The following is a 19,866-nucleotide window of genomic DNA, read 5'->3' as shown; positions in this document are numbered from 1 at the left end:
CCGCCCCCACGCCCCCGGCCGAGGGGCTCAGCCCCCGGACCCCCCTCTATTGCCACGTCGATCGCGACCACCCGGTGCGGCTCGTCGGCGAGGTCCAGCTCGGCGGCGGCCAGCCGGACGCTGCCGGTGCCCTCCAGCACGGCCCGCACCAGCTCGGCGGACCGGCGCCGCTCGGCGTCCTCGCGGGCCCGGCGGCGCAGCAGGTGCAGCGCCACCACCGGCGCGGAGTCGGCGAACGCGGCGGCGCGCTCCTCGGGCACCGGGCCGGAGACCACCGCCCACATGGAGCCGAGCAGCTCGCCGCCCATCCGGATCGGCACGATCAGCCGGGGCAGCGTGCCGTCCTGCTGGGCCGGCACGAAGATCGTGGTGCGGCCCCGGCTCAGCTCCCGGAACACCCCGCGGGACCGGAACCGGGCCAGCACGTCGTCCGGCACCCGGCGGCCCATGATCGTCGAGATCCGGGCCGGGTCGGTGCGGTCCTGCCGCGCCGAGTAGGCCAGCACCCGGGAGTTCGCGTCCTCGATGGTCACCGGCGCGTCCACCACCGCGGCCGCCGCGTCGGCCAGCTGGAACAGGTCACCGAGCCCGCCGGGTGCCTCGCTGGCCTCGGACTCGTCGGCCGCGCCGTCCAGCACCGTGCGGAGGAGCCACACGAGCTGGGCCCAGGACGCGCCGGTGTGCACCTCGACGATCCCGGTGCCGGACGAGCGCGCCGCGGTGCGCACCGACGCCCGGGATGCCAGCGGTGGCTTGAGGAGCACGGCGGCCGCGCCGCGTTCGCCGCTCTGCCGGACCAGCTCGACGGCCTGCGCGGTGGTGGCCACCGAGACGCCGAGCACCAGGTCGCCGTCGCCGACGTGGGTGCGGTGCCCGGCCTCGGCGATCACCACGTCGGTCACGTGCGGGGCCCGATCGTCCGGCGGCAGCGTGATCCGCAACAGGGTCGGGCCGACCCGGTCGACCACACCCCGCACGGTGATCACGGCTGGCTCCCGTCCGTCACGTTCACGCTGCCGCGATCGTCCACCTTCACGAGGGAGTTCGCACCGACGAAGGGATTTTCCGATGCGCACCTTCGCCAAGATCGTCGCCGGCCTGGCCGCCGTGTTCTCTCTGGTGACCGGTGTCTGGGCGTTCGCCGCGCCGGAGTCGTTCGCGGACAACATCGCCAGCTATCCGCCGTACAACGAGCATCTCACGCACGACATCGGCGCGTTCCTGATCGGCCTGGGGGTCGCGGCGCTGGCCGGGCTGCTGCTCTCCGACGGGCTGGCCGCCGGGCTCGCCGGGGTGGCCGCGGGCTCGCTGCTGCACGGCGTGTCGCACATCCTGGACGCGGGCCACGGCGGCCGGGCCAGCGACCCGTGGACCGTCAGCCTGTTCGGTCTCCTTGCGCTGGCTGGGTTTCTGGCCGCCCTTGGTCGTGCCGGTCGACGAGCGTCCGCAGCGCCGCGATCTCCTTCGCGAGCGCCGTCCGGCCCGCCGCGGTGATGCTGACCCAGGTGCGCGGGCGCCGGCCGTCGTAGCCCTTCTCCACCCGGAGCAGGTCGGCCTCCTCCAGCACGGTGATGTGCCGGGACAGGTTCCCCGCGGTGAGCTCGAGGGCCTCGCGCAGGTAGCCGAACTCGACCCGTTTGGACTCCGCGGCCACGGTGAGGATGCCGAGCCGGTGCTTCTGGTGCACCACGTCGTCCAGGCCGTTGGTGGGGTGCTCGGTCATCGGGCGGACCGTCCGGACAGCGCGACGATCGCGCTACCGGCGAGCAGCACCAGCGCCGGCAGCAGGAGTTGCTGCAACACCAGCGGCTGCGGCTGATCGGGGATCCAGCCGAGCAGGTAGAACAGGTTCTCGATGTCGTAGAGGTTGGCCAGCAGTGCGGCCGCGCCGAACACCACGCCGATGCCCCCGAGCAGGACACTGCGTTCCAGCCACGCCAGGACCAGCAGCCCGGCGGCGACGATCAGCAGCGCGGAGAACCCGTAGATGAGGTAGACGCCGAGCGCGGCGAACGCCACCGTGGCGAGCAGCAAGCCGAGGAGCAGCCCGGCGGCGCGGAGAATATCGGCGCGGTCGCGGCGGGTGGCCCAGAACAGCACGACCGCGGCCACGGCGGCGGACCCGAACAGGATCGGCAGGTTCGTCGACGGCGTCGAGTAGAGCGTGTTGCGGGCCGGCACCAGCTCCTTCAGCAGCGGGACGCCCAGCAGGAACCCGGCGAGCGCCGCGCCGGCCGACACCAGGTAGGCCCGGGTGTCGGTCTCCACGCCGATGCGCAGCGCACGCCTGCGGTACCACCAGGCCGTCGCCACGAAGCCGACCACGATCACGAGGAACCAGTACCACCCGATCAGGCCCGGGTACTTGACGGCCACGAACGGGCCGATACCGAAGAACGCCGGGAACGGGCCTTCCGGGATCTGGTCCATATACCAGACGCCGGAAGTGAAGTCGAGCTCCACCGGCTCCATCGGCACGTAGCACAGCGGCGCGGCCAGGATCAGCACTCCGAACAGCAGCAACGGAAACGCCGACGCCCGGCGGTCCCGCCGCGCCCGCCGGCGCAACGTCTGAACATCGGTCAGCAGCTCCTCCGCGCTGGTCATGCCAATAAGTTTGTAACACAAACCAGTTGGCCGTCAAGCATGGCGCGCGCCAACAACGAACTCGCGTGCTGGAACCCGGGACTCGCGTGCCGGAATCGGGGACTCGCGGGATCCTGGCCCGGGATCCGGGCGAGTCCCCGGTTGGGGCACGCGAGTTCGTGGTTCAGGACAGGGCGGTGGTGATCCAGTCGGCGACCGGGAGGTTGCGGTTGGTGCACTCCGAGGAGAGCCGGATCGTCCAGCGCAGGGCCTGCACCATGAGCATGGCCATCTCGTTGGGCGCGGCGTTGGCCAGCGCGATCTCGATGTGCGCGCGGGCCGCGTCGGTGTCGCCGTGCACCTCGGCGAGCAGGGTGCGCACGGCCGTCCGCACCGGCGGGTCGGCCTGGTCGATCGGCACTTCCTGGCCGTCGTCGTCGTACACCTGCATGCGCACCGGCGTGGTGCCGCCCGAGCCCAGCGCGGCCACCATCGCGCTGCACTCGCGGAACAGTAGCAACATCAACTCGCGGGCGTCGGTGCGACTGTTCGGGGACGAACGAACGGCGTCCGCGACCTCGTCGAGCGCCCCCTCGTCCTCGCCCGCATGCATCGCGGCCAGTGCCTGGCTCGCGGCGGCGATGATGCGCCGCTGCCGCTCCGAGTGCGGGTCCACGGACCCATCTTCCATCAGCCTGCCCCGAATGGTCGCGTCCATTCGGGGAGTCTTGCTGGTTACCGGCTGTTAACCGCGGCTACCGGCGCTGCGCCGTCCGGGGAGATCACCGGGCTGGTGAGTGCGCCCATCGCCATGCCGCGTAGCAGCTCCGCCATGGCGTCCCGGTCGAGGTGCCGGCTGTGCGGAGTGGAGTTGATCAGGCCGAACACGGCGTGCGCGGCGGCCCGGGCGGCGGGCTCGCCAGTGCCCGGCACCGCGGCGCGGATGGCCTCCACCCACACCTCGACGTAGCGCCGCTGCAGCGCGCGCACCCGGCGCCGGTCCGGGTCGGTGAGGTTGCCGAGGTTGCGCTCCTGCACGGTGATCAGCGCGGGTTTGTCCAGCGCGAAGTCCACCTGGAACCGGATCAGCTCGGCCAGCGACGCGCCGGCGGAGCCGGCGTTCTCGGCGCGTTCCTGACCGCCGGCAAGCAACTCCTCGCTGATCGAGGTCAGCATCTCCCCGAGCATCGCGTCCTTGCTCCGGAAGTGGCGGTACAGCGCCGGTCCGGAGATCCCGACCGCCGAGCCGATGTCGTCGATGCCGACACCGTGAAACCCGTGGCGGGCGAACAGTTCTGCGGCCGCGGCGAGGATCTGTTCGCGGCGGGTGGGAGCTGGAGGCACGCACCCCATCGTAGCCAGATGACGTTAGCGCACGCTAACAGCGCCACATGCCATGAGGGCTCTGCGCAAGGCCTGTGGTGTCTTGGTGCTGTCGCTGCGGACCGGTTGCTCCCGGTGGGCCAGCGTGCCGTGCGGTGTTCGGGTCTCTGGCTGGGTTGGCAGGCTGGTCACTGGTCCGACCGCTCGGGCAGACCTCCGGCCTACCCTCGCTGGTCGGAACGAACACCGCCCGGTTGGGGGCGGGCCCTTCGTCCCTGCCGCCTGCAGGGCGGAGGGGGGCGGGGACAGCACAGTCCACCACTCCCAACCGGTGTTGCGCAGACCCCTCGTCACGTAAATTTCTAACCGACTACTTCCAGACCTGGAAATGCCGTGGTACAGATGATCTGCCACGACACCCAATGGAGGTTGTCATGCGTAAACCCATCCTCTCCCTGCTCTTGGGTTCCCTCACCACGCTCGCCCTTGCCGTTCCGGCCGGTGCGGCTCCACTCGCCGAAAATTACGTAGCCCTCGGCGACTCCTACGCGTCCGGTACGGGTGCGGGCAGCTACGGCAGCAGCGGCTCGTGCCTGCGCAGTGCCAACGCCTACGCCCCGCTGTGGGCGGCGGCGCACGGCGCGACGCTCAATTTCGCCGCGTGCTCCGGCGCGACCACGGCGGACGTGCTGAACAGCCAGATCAGCGCGGTGAACGCGAGCACCACGCTGGTCACGGTCTCGATCGGGGGCAACGACGCCGGGTTCTCCGACGTCGTGGTCACCTGCACGCTCGGCTCGGACAGCGACTGCGTGAACCGGGTCAACCAGTCCAGAACGTTCGCCCAGACCACACTGCCCGGCCGGCTGGACGCGGTGTACGCGGCGATCAAGGCGCGTGCCCCGGCGGCCCGGGTGATCGTGCTCGGCTACCCGCGGCTGTTCACCGCGAGCTCCTGCTGGTGGTTCAGCACCACCAAGCGCAACGCCGTCAACGGCGCGGCCAACGAGCTGTCCGACCTCACGGCGGCCCGGGTCGACACGGCCGGGCTGGTCTACGAGGACGTGCGGGACAACTTCGCCGGCCACGAGGTGTGCACGTCGTCCGCGTGGATCAACGGGATCAACTTCGGCAACCTGGTCGAGTCGTACCACCCGAACGCCACCGGGCACTCGCGGGCCTACCTCGCGGCGCTGACCGGCCGCACCGGTTGACCGGTTCTCGACCGGTTCTCGAGCGGCCGTCCCTGAAGTTAACGACCGATAACACTTCACAGGCATCCGAAACCCTGCATCGGAGGTCCGAACATGCGCGTATTGCGCCTTCTACCCATAGCGCTCCTGGCCTTGCTGGCCACGATCGCGTTCGCGGCACCGGCGTCCGCGGCCACCGGAAAGTACGTCGCGCTCGGCGACTCGTACTCCTCGGGCCTGGGCGCCGGCAGCTACTCCGGCGGTACCTGCAAGCGCAGCAGCAACGCCTACGCCCAGCTCTGGGCCAACTCGCACGCGCCGTCGGCGTTCACGTTCCTGGCCTGCTCCGGCGCGGTGACCGCGGACATCGTGAACAGCCAGGCGGCCGCGGTCACCGCGGACACGGCGCTGGTGACCGTGTCCATCGGCGGCAACGACGCCGGGTTCGCCGACGTCATGGTCACCTGCAACACCAGTTCGGACAGCACCTGCGTGAGCCGCAACAACGAGGCGCAGAACTTCGCCCGGACGACGCTGCCCGGCCGGCTGGACGCCGCCTACAACGCGATCCGCGCGCGGTCGGCGTCGGCGCAGGTGATCGTGGTCGGATATCCGCGGATCTACCGGCTCGGCGGCTCCTGCATCATCGGGTTGAGCGACACCAAGCGGGCGGCCATCAACCAGTCGGCCGACGTGCTGGCCTCGGTCATCTCGGCCCGGGCCTCGGCGCACGGGTTCCGCTTCCTGGACGGCCGTTCGGCGTTCTCCGGCCACGAGATCTGCGCGGCCAGGCCGTTCTGGCTGCACAGCATCGAGTGGACCTCTATCGACGAGTCGTACCATCCGACCTCGGATGGTCACAACCTCGGTTACTTCACCGCACTGCGGGCGATGACCGGCTGAGCACGACAGCGTTCACTCAATAGTTCCGCTGGCTGGACGCTCACGTTAGTCATCGCTAACATGGATTCTAGTTAACGATGGCTAACGTGAGCGGGAGTCACATTGGACGCACCGGTCCTGCGCACCGAGGCGGACCCGGCCGACCCGGCGTACCAGCGGTATGTCAAGGAGCACGGCGCGCTGGTCGAGGACCTCCGGGCCCGGCTCGGGCAGGCCCGGCTGGGCGGTCCGGAGCGGGCCCGCGTCCGGCATGTGGAACGCGGCAAGCTGCTGCCGCGCGACCGGGTGGACTCCCTGCTCGACCCCGGCTCGCCGTTCCTCGAGCTCTCCCCGCTGGCCGCGAACGGGCTCTACGGCGACGAGGCGCCGGCCGCGGGCATCATCACCGGCATCGGCCGGATCTCCGGGCGCGAGTGCGTGGTCGTGGCCAACGACGCCACCGTCAAGGGCGGCACGTACTACCCGATGACGGTCAAGAAGCACCTGCGTGCCCAGGAGGTGGCGCTGCACAACAACCTCCCGTGCGTCTACCTGGTGGACTCCGGTGGCGCGTTCCTGCCCCGGCAGGACGAGGTGTTCCCGGACCGCGAGCACTTCGGACGGATCTTCTACAACCAGGCCACGATGTCCGCCCGCGGCGTCTCGCAGATCGCCGCGGTGCTCGGCTCGTGCACCGCGGGCGGCGCGTACGTGCCGGCGATGAGCGACGAGGCGGTCATCGTGCGCGACCAGGGCACGATCTTCCTCGGCGGCCCGCCGCTGGTGAAGGCCGCGACCGGTGAGGTGGTCACGGCCGAGGAGCTGGGTGGCGGCGACGTGCACGCCCGCACCTCCGGGGTGACCGACCATCTGGCCGACAACGACCAGCACGCGCTGTCCATCGTGCGCTCCATTGTCTCCACACTGGGGCCGCGGTCGCCCCGGCCATGGAGCGTTGAGCCGGTCGCCGAGCCAGCGGTGGAGCCGGGGCAGCTGTACGGGGTGGTGCCGACGGACTCGCGGACGCCGTACGACGTGCGCGAGGTGATCGCCCGGATCGTCGACGGCAGCCGGTTCCGGGAGTTCAAGCGGGAGTACGGGGCCACGCTGGTGACCGGGTTCGCGCGGATTCACGGGCACCCGGTGGGGATCGTGGCGAACAACGGGGTGCTGTTCAGCGAGTCGGCGATGAAGGGCGCGCACTTCATCGAGCTGTGCGACCAGCGCACGATTCCGTTGGTGTTCCTGCAGAACATCACCGGGTTCATGGTCGGGCGGGACTACGAGGCGGGCGGGATCGCCAAGCACGGCGCGAAGATGGTGACCGCGGTGGCCTGCGCGCGGGTGCCGAAGTTCACCGTGGTGATCGGGGGTTCGTTCGGCGCGGGGAACTACTCGATGTGCGGCCGGGCGTACTCGCCGCGGTTCCTGTGGATGTGGCCGAACGCGCGGATCTCGGTGATGGGCGGGGAGCAGGCGGCGTCGGTGCTGGCCACGGTGCGGCGCGAGCAGCTCGAGGCGCGGGGTGACGAGTGGCCGGCCGAGGACGAGGAGGCGTTCAAGGACCCGATCCGGGCGCAGTACGAGGATCAGGGCAACCCGTACTACTCCACCGCGCGGCTCTGGGACGACGGCGTCATCGACCCGCTGGATACCCGGACCGTGCTCGGACTGGGGCTCTCGGTGGCCGCGAACGCGCCGCTGGAGCCGGTCCGCTACGGCGTCTTCAGGATGTGATTCCCTTGTTCGACAGCATTCTGATCGCCAACCGCGGCGAGATCGCGGTCCGGATCATCCACACGCTACGCAAGCTCGGCATCCGTTCCGTCGCCGTGTACAGCGATGCCGACGCGGACTCCCGGCACGTGCGCGAGGCCGACGTCGCCGTCCACATCGGACCGGCCGCGGCCCGGGAAAGCTACCTGTCCATCGAGCGGATCCTCGCCGCCGCGCACGAGACCGGCGCGGAGGCGATCCATCCGGGGTACGGCTTTCTCGCTGAGAACACGGAGTTCGCCCGGGCGTGTGCGGCCGCGGGGCTGGTGTTCATCGGTCCCCCGCCGGCCGCGATCGAGGCGATGGGGGACAAGATCCGGGCCAAGCAGACGGTCTCGGCTGCGGGCGTTCCCGTTGTGCCGGGCCGGAACGAACCAGGATTGTCCGATGAGGACATTGCCGCGGCGGCTGCCGAGATCGGGTTTCCGGTGCTGCTCAAGCCGTCCGCGGGTGGTGGCGGTAAGGGAATGCGGCTGGTCACCGCGGCGGACGGGTTGACCGCGGCGATCGAGTCGGCGCGGCGGGAGGCGCGCGGGTCGTTCGGGGACGACACGTTGCTGGTGGAGCGGTTCGTCGCCCGGCCGCGGCACATCGAGATCCAGGTCGTCGCGGACCGGCACGGCACCGTGGCGCACCTCGGGGAGCGCGAGTGCAGCCTGCAGCGCCGGCACCAAAAGATCATCGAGGAGTGCCCTTCTCCTTTGCTGACACCGGAAACCCGGGAACGGATGGGCGCGGCGGCGGTCGAGGCGGCGCGCGCGGTGGGCTACACCGGGGTGGGGACCGTGGAGTTCATCGTGTCCGCGGACGCGCCCGAGGAGTTCTTCTTCATGGAGATGAACACCCGGCTGCAGGTGGAGCACCCGGTGACCGAGGAGGTGACCGGGATCGACCTGGTCGCCGAGCAGGTGCGGATCGCGGCCGGGGAGCCGCTCGGCTATGGTCGGGTTTCCGAGATAACGCTGCGGGGACACGCGATCGAGGCACGGGTGTACGCCGAGGACCCGGCGCGGGACTTCCTGCCCACCGGCGGAACCGTGCTGCTGCTGGACGAGCCGGCCGGGCCGGGCGTGCGGGTGGACTCCGGGCTGCGGGCCGGCGGGCGGGTCGGCCTGGACTACGACCCGATGCTGGCCAAGGTGATCGCGTACGGGCGGACCCGGGACGAGGCGATCACCCGGCTGGACCGGGCGCTCGGCCGGATGACCGTGCTCGGGGTGGGCACCAACGTCGAGTTCCTGCGGGCGCTGCTGCGCGACCCCGAGGTGCGGGCGGGTCGGCTGGACACGCAACTGGTGGAGCGCCGGCTGGACGCCCTGGTGCGGGTGGAACCCGTGCCGGACAAGGTTTTCGTCGCGGCGGCGCTGGACGAGCTGCTGGCGTTGCGGCCGGCCGGGCCGGTGGTCGACCCGTGGGAGGTGCCGAACGGGTGGCGCGTCGGTGGCGCCGCGGGGACGGCGTTCCGGCTGGACTGCGGCGACCGGCAGGTGACCGTGACGGTGGCCGGCGGTCCGGAGTCGGCGTCGGTGAGCGTCGACGCCGGTGATCCGGTGCCGGCCTCGGCGCGCCGGGACGGAGACCTGCTCGTGCTGACCTACGGCGGTGTGGTCACCACGTTCCTGCGGGCGCTGGATTCCGGCACGTTGTGGCTGGCCGCGGACGGGCGAACCTGGGCGGTGGGCGAGCATTCCGTGCTGGAGAGGGTGTCGTCCACTGTGGAGGGCAGCGGGCCGCTCGTGTCGCCCATGCCCGGCACCGTGCTCGTGGTGAAGGCCGCGCTGGGCGACCGGGTGCGCGCGGGGGCGCCGCTGATGGTCGTCGAGGCGATGAAGATGGAGCACACCATCACCGCACCGGTCGACGGTGTGCTCACCGAGCTGAATGTTCAGGCAGGCCAACAGGTCGCGCTGAACCAACCCCTGGCCGTGGTCACCCCTCCGGAGGAAACGTCATGATCGACCTCAGACTTGATGAAGAGCACGAGGCGCTGCGCAAGACCGTGCAGGAGTTCGCGCGGGAGGAGGTGGCGCCGGTCATCGGGGACTTCTACGAGCGCGAGGAGTTCCCGTACGAGATCGTGGCGAAGATGGGCCGGATGGGGCTGTTCGGGCTGCCGTTCCCGGAGGAGCACGGCGGCATGGGCGGCGACTACTTCGCGCTGTGCCTGGCGCTGGAGGAGCTCGGCCGGGTCGACTCCTCGGTGGCCGTCACGCTCGAGGCCGGGGTTTCGCTGGGCGCCATGCCGATCTACCGGTTCGGCACGGCCGAGCAGAAGGAGCGCTGGCTGCCGGCGCTGTGCACCGGCGAGGCGCTCGGCGCGTTCGGGCTGACCGAGCCGGGCGGCGGTTCCGACGCGGGCGCCACCATGACCACCGCGCGGCTCGACGGTGACCAGTGGGTGATCAACGGCTCCAAGGCGTTCATCACCAACTCCGGCACCGACATCACCTCGCTTGTCACGGTGACCGCGGTGACCGGCGCGGATCCGGGTGGCCGCAAGGAGATCTCCACGATCATCGTGCCGGCCGGCACCCCGGGCTTCAGCGTCGCCAGGAAGTACTCGAAGGTCGGCTGGAACGCCTCCGACACCCACGAGCTGTCGTTCGCCGACTGCCGGGTGCCCGCGGAGAACCAGCTCGGCGTGCGCGGCCGCGGCTACGCCCAGTTCCTGTCCATTCTGGACGAAGGCCGCGTCGCCATCGCCGCGCTGTCCGTGGGCCTGGCCCAGGGCTGCGTCGACGAGTGCGTCCGCTACGTCCACGAGCGCGAGGCGTTCGGCCGCAAGATCGGGGAGTACCAGGCCATCCAGTTCAAGATCGCCGACATGGAGGCGCGCGCCCACACCGCGCGCCTGGCCTACTACGCTGCCGCCTCCAAGCTTGTCCGCGGCGAACCCTTCAAGAAGGAGGCGGCCATCGCCAAACTGGTCGCCTCCAACGCCGCCATGGACAACTCCCGTGACGCCACCCAGATCTTCGGCGGCTACGGCTTCATGAACGAGTTCCCGGTCGGCCGCTTCTACCGCGACGCCAAGATCCTGGAGATCGGCGAGGGCACCAGCGAGGTCCAGCGGATGCTCATCGCCCGCGAGCTCGGCCTGCGCTGAAGCAAGGAAGTAGGTGGGACCGGTGAGGCGTTGGGCGGTGCCCAGGATGGTGCGATGAATGCCTCATTCAGTGCGCTCAGCGCAGTGAATGAGGCATTCATCGCATCCTGCTCCGCCACAGGCCGGTGCAGTGCTCATCGCCCGCGAGCTCGGGCTGCGGTAGCGATTTCTCAGCGAACGATCTCGATGTCTCGCTGGTCGTCGGCCTGGTTGCTGGGGAAGCCGGACACGAAGACGGTAGCCGCCGCGAACGCCGTGCCCTTGCGGAACGGCGAGCTCTGCGCGAGCACGGACAGCTCGAGGGTCTGGAGGCCGCCGGTGCACGACGGGACCTGAGCGCTTCCGCCGCCGCTGGCGATGTCGCCGCCGACCCGCTCGGTGACACTGATCGACACGAACGCCTGCGCTCCGGGCTGGCAGACCACGGAAACCGGCGCGATGATCGCCGCGCCGCGGGCCTGCAGCGTGGCGGGTGACTCGATGCGGATCGCCGCGACCGACGGCGAGTCAGCGCTCACCTGCGCCTCGCCCGGAAGGACGATGGCCAGGAGAGCGCCCGCCACGATGGCGATGACGGCCAGGACCTTGGCGTTGAATCTGGCTTTGAATTTCGGAATTCTCATGATTTCCCCTCTACTTGTGGTGCTTGCTGACGGGAGTCGGTGGCCGGTCCGGCGAGCCCGATGAGGAGCCCGGCGGTCAGCAGGATGGCTGGGATGTGCCAGAGAAAGTCGAATCCACTGTGGACGATCAGGGCGGTCAGCGCCGCGCCGGACCCGGCCCACAGCGCGGATTCGCGCCGGCCGCGCCAGACGGTGACCGCCACCGCCACGAGCAGGCACACTAGGAGGACGAGTCCGATCAGGCCGAGCTCGACGAGCACCTGCAGGTATTCGTTGTGGACGTACCGCATCACGCGCTGCTCGCCGGTGGGGGCGGCGAAGGCGAACCACGCGCGTCCCGGACCCACGCCGGCGGTCAGCTTGGCGGCCACGAGCTCGAGTGCCGCGTGCATGGCGCCGTCCCGGTCGGGGGAGCTCAGGGACACCCGTCCGTCGGCCAGACTCTGGAGCGTTTCGCTTGAACTGGCCAGCACTGTGCCCGCGGTCGCCGCGAGCGCGACCCCGACCAGCGCCGCGATGATGCGCACCCGGCCGCGCAGCTGAGTGAGACCGATCGTGATCACCAGGCCGGCGATCAGCCCGAGCCCGGCGAGGACCGGGCGGGACGGCGCCGTGACCGGGATTGACGGTGCGAGCGCGGCCATCGCGACCAGTGCGCCGAGCCCGGGTGCGGCCAGGTGCCGTGCGGTCGGGCGCGGTCCGGCCAGCACGCTCAGCACCACCAGACCGACGAGCAGCGCGAGCAGGCCGGCCCGGCTCAGCGTGGCGCCCAGCCCGACCAGGAGCAGGTAGGTGCCGCCGGCGTGCGGCAGGGAACGGGGTCGCGACCGTTGCAGCGAGAGGGCCAGCACCGCCAGCGACGCGAGCAGCGCGGCGGTCGCGTTGGGGTAGGTGAGGGTCGAGCCGGCCCGCACCAGCCCGTCGGCCACCATCGTCCAGCCCGGAATCCGCCCCGCGACGCCAAGCCAACAGGTCAGCGCCACCAGCACGCCGATGCCGGCGACCGCCTGCGCGCACAGCTCCCGCTGTCGTGCGTCAGCTCGTTGCGCCACGAGCAGCGCACCGGCGAGGCAGATCACGCTCAGCACCACCGGCCCGGCCGTTCCGGCCGCACCGTTCGCGGCAGCCCGCGCGACGGCCCATGCGGCCAGACCGAAGCACGCCAGCAGTACCGGCGTCGTGCTGCCGGACCACTGCCGGGTGCGCAGGGCGACGAGCAGCGCGAGACCGACCAGCGCCGCCGACAACGCTCGCCCGGCCAGGTGATACCCACCTTGTGCGACGACGGTGGCGGCGAGGGTCGCGATCAGCAGGAGAACATGCAGGGGCAGGACCACGCCGCCGCTGCCTCTGGCGGCCTCGCGCTCCACCGACAACGTGCTGTTGTCCAGCACCCGGATCTCCCCCAGCAGATGTAGTTCGCTTGTTTGAAGCGAGGAAGGCCCGGTGTTATGACGGCCGAATGCCACAGTAGGCAGAGTTGGCCACATTCTGACCATTATTGGCGGGGGTGGGGTCACCGGATCTCGGCTCAACCCGAACGGGCGAGGGTGATGATCTCCGGGCTGCTCGCGGTGAGCGGGGTGCGGTCCCAGTCGCCGTACTGGGCGGTGATCGTCAGGCCGGCAGTGGTCAGGAATGTGCCGACCTGGGCGGCGTCGGGGAAGCGCAGGGTGCTGTGGCTGATCTTGGGCTCTGACCACGCGGGCATGGTGTAGGTCGCGCTGAAGTGAACACGGTCCTCGTTCACGGACAGCACCTGGTGGGCCACACGCATGGTGGTGCCGGACGGGTTGGTGACCTCGCGGGCGTTGCCCGGGGTCCAGTTCTCCCATTCGCGGGCGGCGGGGTTGCGGGTTTCGAAGGCGAAGAGGCCGTCCGGGGTGAGCGCGGCGCGGACGGTGGTGAGCGCGGTGTGGATCTCCTCGTCGGTGAGGAGGACCTGGAAGGCGTGGCCGGTCATGATGATCAGGTCGAACTCGCGGTCCCAGGTGACGGCGCCGAGGTCGCCCTCGGTCCAGTCTATGCCGGGTTGTTTTCGGGCTATGTCAAGCATCGCGGCGGCGGGGTCGAGGCCGTGCAGGCGCCCGGGGTGGCCGGCCTGGCGGGCCCTGCGCAGCAGCAGGCCGGTGCCGCAGCCGGCGTCGAGCACCGAGCGTGCGGACATCACCAGCGGGAAGTAGAAGGTGAAGTCGCCGCGGCCGGGCCAGGCGCAGAACAGGTCGTACCACTCGGCGAGGCTGGCGTCGGCGAACTGTCGGTCGACCACGGAACCGGTTTAGCATGCGAGGATAGGTCCAGACCATTTCATTTACCGTCCGGAGGGACCGATGCGACGAGTGGTCATTCCCCTGCTGGGCCTCCTGCTCACCTTCCTCATCGCGCCGGCCACCCCGGCGCCGGCGGCCGGCACGCAGTTGCAGGTGTACGGCGCCTGGCACTGCGGCAACGACGCGTGCATCTGGGGCACCGTCCGCGACCTCGCCGAGTTCGACTCGCAGAACCACTGGTTGGTGGATCGCGGTGACGGGCGGCCGTCGGTGAACCTGGTGGTGCTGAGCTTCGTGCAGCCGTTGAAGCTGCTCAACCTCACCACGGATGCGACCACGCTGAACGGCATTCCGCGCGGGTTCACGCCGGAGCTGGTCGGGTACTTCACCTCGCGCGGCATCCGGGTGCAGCTCTCCATCGGCGGCATCACCTACGTGGACCCCTGGAACCAGGCGCTGGCGGCGAACGCCACGCAGTTCGGGCGCAACGCCGCCGATGTGGCGCGCCGGCTCGGGGTGGGCATGGAGATCGACTACGAGGAGAACTCCGGCGCGAACCTGGCTGGGTTGCAGGCGTTCATCGACGCCTACCGGGCGGTGCTCCCGTACGACGCGTCCGGTGCGAACCCGGCCGCGCGGCTGACCATCGACGTGGCGGCCGGCGACCGGTGGCTGATCGACATCGACCGGAAGGCCACCGCGGACTGGCTGCGGCCGAACGCCCCGGTATTGGACTACGCCAATGCGATGGTGCCGGCGCGGCAGCCGTCCACCTCGGGCGCGATCGCGAACTGGCAGGAGCACGTCGACGGCAAACCCCAGTTCGCGCCGCCGATCCCGCCGCTGGCGCCGGCCAAGTTCACCGGCAGCCTGTTCGTGGCCGAGGGCAAGCAGGTCCGGCCGGAGTGCAACAACTTCGCCGCCGCGCTGCAGAACTCCACCGGGAGCTTCGTGCAGTCCGTGCCGCCCAACGGCGTCGGCAGCAGCTCCGGCATGCTCGGCTTCATGTTCTGGGCCGCCGAACGGCCGTCGACCCGGGGCGTGACCACGGCCCCGCCGAACACCTGCGAGGGCGGTGTCGGCGTGGGCGCGACCGCGTATTCGATCCCGGTGCCCATGTCGGCGCTGCGGCAGGGTTGAGTGCGATGAAGGGGGCCTTTCTCGCGCCTCGCGTGAGAAAGGCCCCCTTCATCGCCTTTCGGACCTGACGAGGGCGCGTGGTCTGGTCGTAGCATGGCCGCGCCCTGCCCCTCCTTCGCACACGGAGGTTCGCATGCGTCAGGTCCGCCGGCCGCTCGTCACCGCGTTAGCGGCCGCTACCACGATTGGTCTGGTCATCCCGGGTCAGGCGGCGGCCCAGCGTGGTGATCAGCTGCCCACGCCGCCGTCCTGGCTGCTCATCCAGGACGGGGTGAGCCAGCCGCAGTTCGCGCTGAGCAACGCGATCGAGGAGACCGTGTTCGTCGAGACCCCGGTCGACAGTGACCTCGACGGCCGGCGCGACCGGGTTCGGATCCGGTTGTCCAGACCAGGGGAGACCCGGTCGCAGGGCATCAAGGTGCCGGTGATCTTCGAGCACAGCCCGTACCGGTTCGGCACCGACGGCGCGCCCAACCACAACGTGGACTTCGACGTGCTGCCGCAGGAGTTCATCCAGCCGCGCGGCGCCAACGCGTTCGGCGAGGACGCCCGGATCCACGCGGCGAAGCCGATCCCGGACCTGCCGGGGTCGCTGGACAACTACTGGGTGCCCCGCGGCTACGGCGTGGTGCTGGGCGAAAGCATCGGCACCGCGTTCTCCGACGGCTGCCCGACCGTCGGCGACATGAAGGAGACCCTGGCCACCAAGGCGATCATCGACTGGCTCAACGGGCGCGCGCCCGGCTTCACCGAGGCGGGGGAGCCGGCGACCGCGGACTGGACCACCGGCGACGTCGGCATGACCGGCGTGTCCTACAACGGCACGCTGCCGAACATGGTCGCCACCACCGGCGTCGCCGGCCTGCGCACGATCGTCCCGGTGTCGGCCATCGCGAGCTGGTACGACTACTACCGGGCCAACGGGATGGTGCGCGCGCCGCACTCGAACCCGTCCGGCGTGGGGACGAACGACTTCCAGGGCGAGGACCTGGACGTGCTCGCGATCTTCACCCAGGGCGAGTCGCGGTTCGACAAGTGCCGGCACATCACCGACCAGTTGCTGCAGTTCCAGGACCGGATCACCGGCGACTACAGCCCATACTGGAACGAGCGCGACTACCTGCACCGCGCGGGCGGCGTGCGGGCCAGCGTGTTCGTGGTGCACGGCCTCGAGGACTACAACGTCATGACCAAGGCGTTCGCTTCCTGGTGGGACCAGCTGGCCAAGAACAACGTGCCGCGCAAGATCTGGCTGCACAAGGACGGGCACGGCGGCCCGCGCGGCGTCTCCGACTACCAGCGGACCCTGAACCGCTGGATGGACCACTGGCTGTTCGGTGTGGACAACGGAATCATGTCCGAACCACGGGCCGACGTGCAGCGCCCGGACGGCACGTACCAGAAGTTCGCCGACTGGCCGGTGCCCGGCACCCGTTCCGCCACACTGCACCTTGCCGCGGTGAACGCCACCCAACCGGGCACTTTGGACACCAGCGCGCAGTCCGGTGGCCCGACGCCGCGCCAGAGTTTCGTCGACCGCGGCCGCGAGCTCGACCCCGAGACGAGCCTGCTGCCGAACCCCGACGTGGCCAACCCCAACCGGTTGATCTACCTCTCCCCGCCGATGCCCAACGGCGCGCACCTCTCCGGCACCCCCACCGTGTCGCTCCGTGCGTCGGTCGACAACCGGTACGCGGCGAACCTCACCGCCGTGCTCATGGACTACGGTCCGTCCGGCAGCACCGCCGCCCCGGTCGTGGTCACCCGCGGCTGGATGGACGTCCAGAACCGCCGGGCACCGGACCGCAGCACCCCGATCCAGCAGGGCACCGAGTACACCTTCAACTGGGACCTCCAGCCGGATGACTACGTCTTCCCGGCGGGGCACCGGATCGGGCTGGTGGTGCTGTCCACGGACATGAACTTCACCCTGCGTCCGCTACCCGGCACCGAGCTCACGGTGTTCCCGGCACGCAGCGAGGTGACCCTGCCGGTCGTCGGAGGTGCCCGGGGCCTCGGGTTCTGAACGACTTGTCGCGGGAACCACCCGCGACAAAGTCAGGCCACGTCGCTGCGCGCCGCCAACTGCCGGAGTCGCTCGGCCTCGCCCGCCAAGTGGTCGATGGCAGCGCGCAGCGATGTGCCGCGCTCCGCAGCGAGCGCGGTCAGCACCCATCCGCGAATCAATGCGCTCACCGGCACTCCCGCATCGTTGGCAATGCGCTCGATGTCCGCGTAGGCGCGCTCGGGCAGTCGCACCGACTGCACGATCGACCGACCACGCCGCTGTCCCTTGACGTCCTCCGGCAACGGCATATCGCGGGCGGCCTCGGACTCGGCCTGCGCGATCTCCACGTCCCGCTTGCTCATCACTCGCCCCTTTCATACCGACGTCGGTCCGACTTGTTGGACTCCCAGCCGTTCGCGCCGTAGTAGCCGCCCTCGTCCCGATGCACAACGATGATCGACAGCACGGCGCGCCGGCTATGGCTGTAGCCGATAACCCGGGCGCTGCGGCCTGACTTGCTGGTCGGGTCCGGGTCGAACCACAGCGCATCGACATCCGTGAGGGCTTCATTCGCCTCGGTCACGCTGACCTTGTGGTTGGTCCACACAATGGTCCGTCCCGTGCGTCCAGTCGATCAGCGCGACTACAATTCTACTACAGTCGGTGGTTGACCGCCGACTGCGGCAGCCCGCCGTCCTCTCGCTGGTTGAGCGTGTTGGCGCGGTGCCAGTAGGGTGCGGATCATGCTGGTTCGGCGCTGCGCCATCCCGCTGCTGTCAACACTGGGGCTCCTGGCGGGGCTCCTGGCTCCGGTCGCGGGGGCTGACGCACGCAGAACGCCGGCCGAGTGTGCCGCCGCGCTGGACTGTACGGCGGCGGACATCAACCTGCTGACCATGGCGGAGCGGCTGGAGTTCGTGCGGGCCATGGAGAGTGGGCCGGCCGCCGGCCTGCACGCGCCGGATCGGTGGCGGAACATCGAGGGTGTGATCACGTTCTTCCGGGACCGCCGACTCGGTGCGCCCGGGAGCTGGGTGTCCTACGTGGACGCCGGGATCGTGGAGGGGATCGAGCGGGGTGTCGCGATCGCGCTCGGCCGGGGCACGGACGAGTTCGGCAATCTCGGGTCGGCGCGGTGGGCGAGCTACCTGACGCGGCTCGCCGCAGGGGCGTTCACCACCCGGTCCGCGCATGACCAGGCGTGGAGCGAGGCGGAGCAGGCATCGACCGACCACGGTGTGGCCCTCGCCGAGGCGCACGGGCAGGTCGCCACGCCGGTGGAGCAGCGTTTCTTCCAGTTCTCCGAGGTGTACCGGTGGACGCTGCGCAACCGGCCGGTGGTGCTCGACCTGCTGCTGGTCTACGGCGGGCTCATCCATCCCGAGCTGGCCCGGCTGCGCGTGCCGTTCTACGACTGGTTCACCGACGTGAGCGAGTCCGCGCCGTCCTATCACGGCTGCGAGCTGGCCTACGGGTTCGCGCAGCTGCACCCGGTCGCCGGGGTGACCGGCGTCGCCGGGTTGTTCCTCGCCTATGTCGAGGATCTCTTCGACGAGTATCTGGCCGGGCACGCGCACTAACATCGAAGGTCATGCGGGTGAAGCATGACCGGGCGGTCGACACGCTCCGTGCCCAGTTGGCCGCCCAGCCGGCAGGCGCGCCGATCCGGCTGGCCAAGCCGACGTCCAACCTGTTCCGGTTCCGCGAGCCGCCCGGCCGGCAGGCGCTGGACGTCAGCGCGTTCGGCGACGTGCTGCACGTCGACGCGGCGGCCCGCACGGCCGACGTCGGCGGCATGACCACCTACGAGCGGCTGGCCGACGCCACGCTGCCGCACGGCCTGATGCCGCTGGTGGTGCCGCAGCTCAAGACGATCACGCTGGGTGGCGCGGTGGCCGGGCTCGGCATCGAGTCGTCGTCGTTCCGCAACGGCATGCCGCACGAGTCGGTGCTGGAGATGGAGATCCTCACCGGCTCCGGCGAGGTCGTGCTGGCCCGGCCGGACAACGAGCACCGCGCGCTGTTCTACGGCTTCCCGAACTCCTACGGCACGCTCGGCTATGCGCTGCGGCTGCGGATCGAGCTGGAGCCGGTGACTCCGACGGTGTCGCTGCGGCACGTCCATTTCACTGACGAGGCCAAGGCCGCCGCCGCCATCGGCGAGATCTGCGCCGGCCGCGAGCACGCCGGCGAACGAGTGGACTTCATCGACGGCACGGTGTTCTCCCCCGGCGAGCTGTACCTCACGCTGGGCACGTTCGGCCAGGCCGCGGCCGGCCTGTCCGACTACACCGGGCGGGAGATCTACTACCGGTCCATCCGGACCCGGTCCGGTGACCGACTGTCCACACGCGACTACCTGTGGCGCTGGGACACCGACTGGTTCTGGTGCTCCCAGGCGTTGGGCGCGCAGCATCCGGTGGTGCGCCGGCTGTGGCCGCGCCGCTACCTGCGGTCCGATGTGTACCGGCGGATCGTGGCGTTCGACCGGCGGCACCGGCTCTCCGAGCGGGTGGCCAAGCTGCAGAAGGCGCCCGCCCGCGAGCCGGTGATCCAGGACGTGGAGATCCCGGTGGACCGGCTGGCCGACTTCCTCGACTTCTTCCACACCGAGATCGGCATCTCGCCGGTGTGGCTGTGCCCGGTTCGCCTGCGGGACAGGCAGACTTGGCCGCTGTACCCGATGGATCCGGAGACGCTGTACGTCAACGTGGGCTTCTGGGCGACCGTCCCCCTGGATTCGGACGAACCGGACGGGGCGCACAATCGGCTGATCGAGCGTAAAGTCGTCGAACTGGGCGGCCACAAGTCGTTGTACTCCACGTCATTCTTCGGGGAAGACGAGTTCTGGTCGCTGTATAACGGAAGGATCTACCGGGAGTTGAAACAGACCTACGACCCCCGGGGCCGGTTGCCCGACCTCTACGACAAGTGCGTGCGGGCGCGATAGGAGAAGGGA

Annotated in this window: 19 protein-coding genes and 1 pseudogene; 10 read left to right on the top strand and 10 right to left on the bottom strand. The window is 70.3% G+C overall.

Annotated features, from left to right (window positions below; genetic code table 11):
- Positions 1-986, bottom strand: a pseudogene (locus VGR06_RS34665) (PucR family transcriptional regulator); the annotation flags it as partial.
- 82 nt (positions 987-1,068) lie between these two features.
- On the opposite strand from VGR06_RS34665, the gene VGR06_RS34660 reads away from it, so the two are divergent.
- The gene (locus VGR06_RS34660) at positions 1,069-1,494 is read left to right on the top strand and encodes a hypothetical protein (protein ID WP_327563417.1); all 426 of its coding nucleotides are present in this window, start codon (positions 1,069-1,071) and stop codon (positions 1,492-1,494) included.
- On the opposite strand, the gene VGR06_RS34655 is transcribed toward VGR06_RS34660, so the two are convergent.
- From VGR06_RS34655 to VGR06_RS34640, 4 genes are all read right to left on the bottom strand, one after another.
- Positions 1,376-1,723, bottom strand: coding sequence for a transcriptional regulator (locus tag VGR06_RS34655; RefSeq protein WP_327563416.1), 348 nt, complete (start codon positions 1,721-1,723; stop codon positions 1,376-1,378). The two genes, VGR06_RS34660 and VGR06_RS34655, sit on opposite strands and share 119 nt — an antisense overlap.
- Entirely contained in the window at positions 1,720-2,607 is an 888-nt protein-coding gene (locus VGR06_RS34650; RefSeq protein WP_327563415.1) for a hypothetical protein, read from the bottom strand. The genes VGR06_RS34655 and VGR06_RS34650 overlap by 4 nt, the downstream gene beginning before the upstream one ends.
- A gap of 163 nt (positions 2,608-2,770) precedes the next feature.
- Positions 2,771-3,277, bottom strand: coding sequence for a hypothetical protein (locus VGR06_RS34645; RefSeq protein ID WP_327563420.1), 507 nt, complete (start codon positions 3,275-3,277; stop codon positions 2,771-2,773).
- A gap of 44 nt (positions 3,278-3,321) precedes the next feature.
- A complete protein-coding gene (locus tag VGR06_RS34640; RefSeq protein ID WP_327563414.1) occupies positions 3,322-3,930 on the bottom strand; it encodes a helix-turn-helix domain-containing protein in 609 nt (202 codons plus the stop codon).
- 413 nt (positions 3,931-4,343) lie between these two features.
- On the opposite strand from VGR06_RS34640, the gene VGR06_RS34635 reads away from it, so the two are divergent.
- The 5 genes from VGR06_RS34635 to VGR06_RS34615 all read left to right on the top strand — a co-directional run bounded on the left by VGR06_RS34635 (position 4,344) and on the right by VGR06_RS34615 (position 10,866).
- Entirely contained in the window at positions 4,344-5,123 is a 780-nt protein-coding gene (locus tag VGR06_RS34635) for an SGNH/GDSL hydrolase family protein (protein WP_327563413.1), read from the top strand.
- A gap of 93 nt (positions 5,124-5,216) precedes the next feature.
- On the top strand, positions 5,217-6,005 hold the full coding sequence (locus tag VGR06_RS34630) for an SGNH/GDSL hydrolase family protein (RefSeq protein ID WP_327563412.1): 789 nt from the start codon (positions 5,217-5,219) through the stop codon (positions 6,003-6,005).
- Positions 6,006-6,107: 102 nt separating this feature from the next.
- Positions 6,108-7,721 carry a carboxyl transferase domain-containing protein gene (locus VGR06_RS34625; protein ID WP_327563411.1) on the top strand — a complete coding sequence of 538 codons (1,614 nt, stop codon included), beginning with the start codon at positions 6,108-6,110 and terminating at the stop codon, positions 7,719-7,721.
- 5 nt (positions 7,722-7,726) lie between these two features.
- On the top strand, positions 7,727-9,715 hold the full coding sequence (locus VGR06_RS34620) for an acetyl/propionyl/methylcrotonyl-CoA carboxylase subunit alpha (protein ID WP_327563410.1): 1,989 nt from the start codon (positions 7,727-7,729) through the stop codon (positions 9,713-9,715).
- Complete coding sequence (locus VGR06_RS34615) at positions 9,712-10,866, top strand: acyl-CoA dehydrogenase family protein (RefSeq protein WP_327563409.1); 1,155 nt, start codon at positions 9,712-9,714, stop codon at positions 10,864-10,866. Before VGR06_RS34620 ends, VGR06_RS34615 begins: the two co-directional genes overlap by 4 nt.
- 170 nt (positions 10,867-11,036) lie before the next feature.
- Here the strand turns inward: VGR06_RS34615 and VGR06_RS34610 are convergent, their stop codons facing one another.
- From VGR06_RS34610 to VGR06_RS34600, 3 genes are all read right to left on the bottom strand, one after another.
- Positions 11,037-11,489: a hypothetical protein gene (locus VGR06_RS34610; protein ID WP_327563408.1), complete on the bottom strand. Its 453-nt coding sequence runs from the start codon at positions 11,487-11,489 to the stop codon at positions 11,037-11,039.
- Positions 11,486-12,883 carry an O-antigen ligase family protein gene (locus VGR06_RS34605; protein ID WP_327563407.1) on the bottom strand — a complete coding sequence of 466 codons (1,398 nt, stop codon included), beginning with the start codon at positions 12,881-12,883 and terminating at the stop codon, positions 11,486-11,488. Before VGR06_RS34605 ends, VGR06_RS34610 begins: the two co-directional genes overlap by 4 nt.
- A gap of 137 nt (positions 12,884-13,020) precedes the next feature.
- On the bottom strand, positions 13,021-13,758 hold the full coding sequence (locus VGR06_RS34600) for a class I SAM-dependent methyltransferase (protein ID WP_327563406.1): 738 nt from the start codon (positions 13,756-13,758) through the stop codon (positions 13,021-13,023).
- 61 nt (positions 13,759-13,819) lie between these two features.
- Here VGR06_RS34600 and VGR06_RS34595 point away from each other — a divergent pair, with 61 nt between their 5' ends.
- Entirely contained in the window at positions 13,820-14,899 is a 1,080-nt protein-coding gene (locus VGR06_RS34595) for a hypothetical protein (RefSeq protein ID WP_327563405.1), read from the top strand.
- Between the two features lie 133 nt (positions 14,900-15,032).
- A complete protein-coding gene (locus VGR06_RS34590) occupies positions 15,033-16,925 on the top strand; it encodes a Xaa-Pro dipeptidyl-peptidase (protein WP_327563404.1) in 1,893 nt (630 codons plus the stop codon).
- Positions 16,926-16,957: 32 nt separating this feature from the next.
- Here the strand turns inward: VGR06_RS34590 and VGR06_RS34585 are convergent, their stop codons facing one another.
- Entirely contained in the window at positions 16,958-17,269 is a 312-nt protein-coding gene (locus VGR06_RS34585; protein ID WP_327563403.1) for a hypothetical protein, read from the bottom strand.
- Positions 17,269-17,490 (bottom strand): hypothetical protein, encoded by a 222-nt coding sequence (locus VGR06_RS34580; protein ID WP_327563402.1) that lies wholly within the window; start codon positions 17,488-17,490, stop codon positions 17,269-17,271. Before VGR06_RS34580 ends, VGR06_RS34585 begins: the two co-directional genes overlap by 1 nt.
- Before the next feature lie 160 nt (positions 17,491-17,650).
- On the opposite strand from VGR06_RS34580, the gene VGR06_RS34575 reads away from it, so the two are divergent.
- Both VGR06_RS34575 and VGR06_RS34570 read left to right on the top strand, forming a co-directional pair.
- Complete coding sequence (locus VGR06_RS34575; RefSeq protein ID WP_327563401.1) at positions 17,651-18,487, top strand: hypothetical protein; 837 nt, start codon at positions 17,651-17,653, stop codon at positions 18,485-18,487.
- 11 nt (positions 18,488-18,498) lie between these two features.
- Positions 18,499-19,857 carry an FAD-binding oxidoreductase gene (locus VGR06_RS34570; RefSeq protein WP_327563400.1) on the top strand — a complete coding sequence of 453 codons (1,359 nt, stop codon included), beginning with the start codon at positions 18,499-18,501 and terminating at the stop codon, positions 19,855-19,857.
- Positions 19,858-19,866 lie beyond the last annotated feature (9 nt).

Origin of the sequence: Actinophytocola sp. (genome assembly GCF_036002505.1) — a bacterium.
Classification (GTDB): Bacteria; Actinomycetota; Actinomycetes; order Mycobacteriales; family Pseudonocardiaceae; genus DASYTH01.
The sequence above is the reverse complement of the archived record's forward strand: the minus strand, read 5'-3'. Positions and strand labels throughout refer to the sequence as shown.

What these genes read in the sequence shown, in the direction of transcription:
- VGR06_RS34655 (WP_327563416.1), bottom strand. Translation starts at nt 1,723, where the DNA reads ATGACCGAGCACCCCACCAACGGCCTGGACGACGTGGTGCACCAGAAG.
- VGR06_RS34585 (WP_327563403.1), bottom strand. Translation starts at nt 17,269, where the DNA reads ATGAGCAAGCGGGACGTGGAGATCGCGCAGGCCGAGTCCGAGGCCGCC.
- VGR06_RS34650 (WP_327563415.1), bottom strand. Translation starts at nt 2,607, where the DNA reads ATGACCAGCGCGGAGGAGCTGCTGACCGATGTTCAGACGTTGCGCCGG.
- VGR06_RS34595 (WP_327563405.1), top strand. Translation starts at nt 13,820, where the DNA reads ATGCGACGAGTGGTCATTCCCCTGCTGGGCCTCCTGCTCACCTTCCTC.
- VGR06_RS34645 (WP_327563420.1), bottom strand. Translation starts at nt 3,277, where the DNA reads ATGGAAGATGGGTCCGTGGACCCGCACTCGGAGCGGCAGCGGCGCATC.
- VGR06_RS34635 (WP_327563413.1), top strand. Translation starts at nt 4,344, where the DNA reads ATGCGTAAACCCATCCTCTCCCTGCTCTTGGGTTCCCTCACCACGCTC.
- VGR06_RS34630 (WP_327563412.1), top strand. Translation starts at nt 5,217, where the DNA reads ATGCGCGTATTGCGCCTTCTACCCATAGCGCTCCTGGCCTTGCTGGCC.
- VGR06_RS34575 (WP_327563401.1), top strand. Translation starts at nt 17,651, where the DNA reads ATGCTGGTTCGGCGCTGCGCCATCCCGCTGCTGTCAACACTGGGGCTC.
- VGR06_RS34610 (WP_327563408.1), bottom strand. Translation starts at nt 11,489, where the DNA reads ATGAGAATTCCGAAATTCAAAGCCAGATTCAACGCCAAGGTCCTGGCC.
- VGR06_RS34660 (WP_327563417.1), top strand. Translation starts at nt 1,069, where the DNA reads ATGCGCACCTTCGCCAAGATCGTCGCCGGCCTGGCCGCCGTGTTCTCT.
- VGR06_RS34570 (WP_327563400.1), top strand. Translation starts at nt 18,499, where the DNA reads ATGCGGGTGAAGCATGACCGGGCGGTCGACACGCTCCGTGCCCAGTTG.
- VGR06_RS34615 (WP_327563409.1), top strand. Translation starts at nt 9,712, where the DNA reads ATGATCGACCTCAGACTTGATGAAGAGCACGAGGCGCTGCGCAAGACC.
- VGR06_RS34590 (WP_327563404.1), top strand. Translation starts at nt 15,033, where the DNA reads ATGCGTCAGGTCCGCCGGCCGCTCGTCACCGCGTTAGCGGCCGCTACC.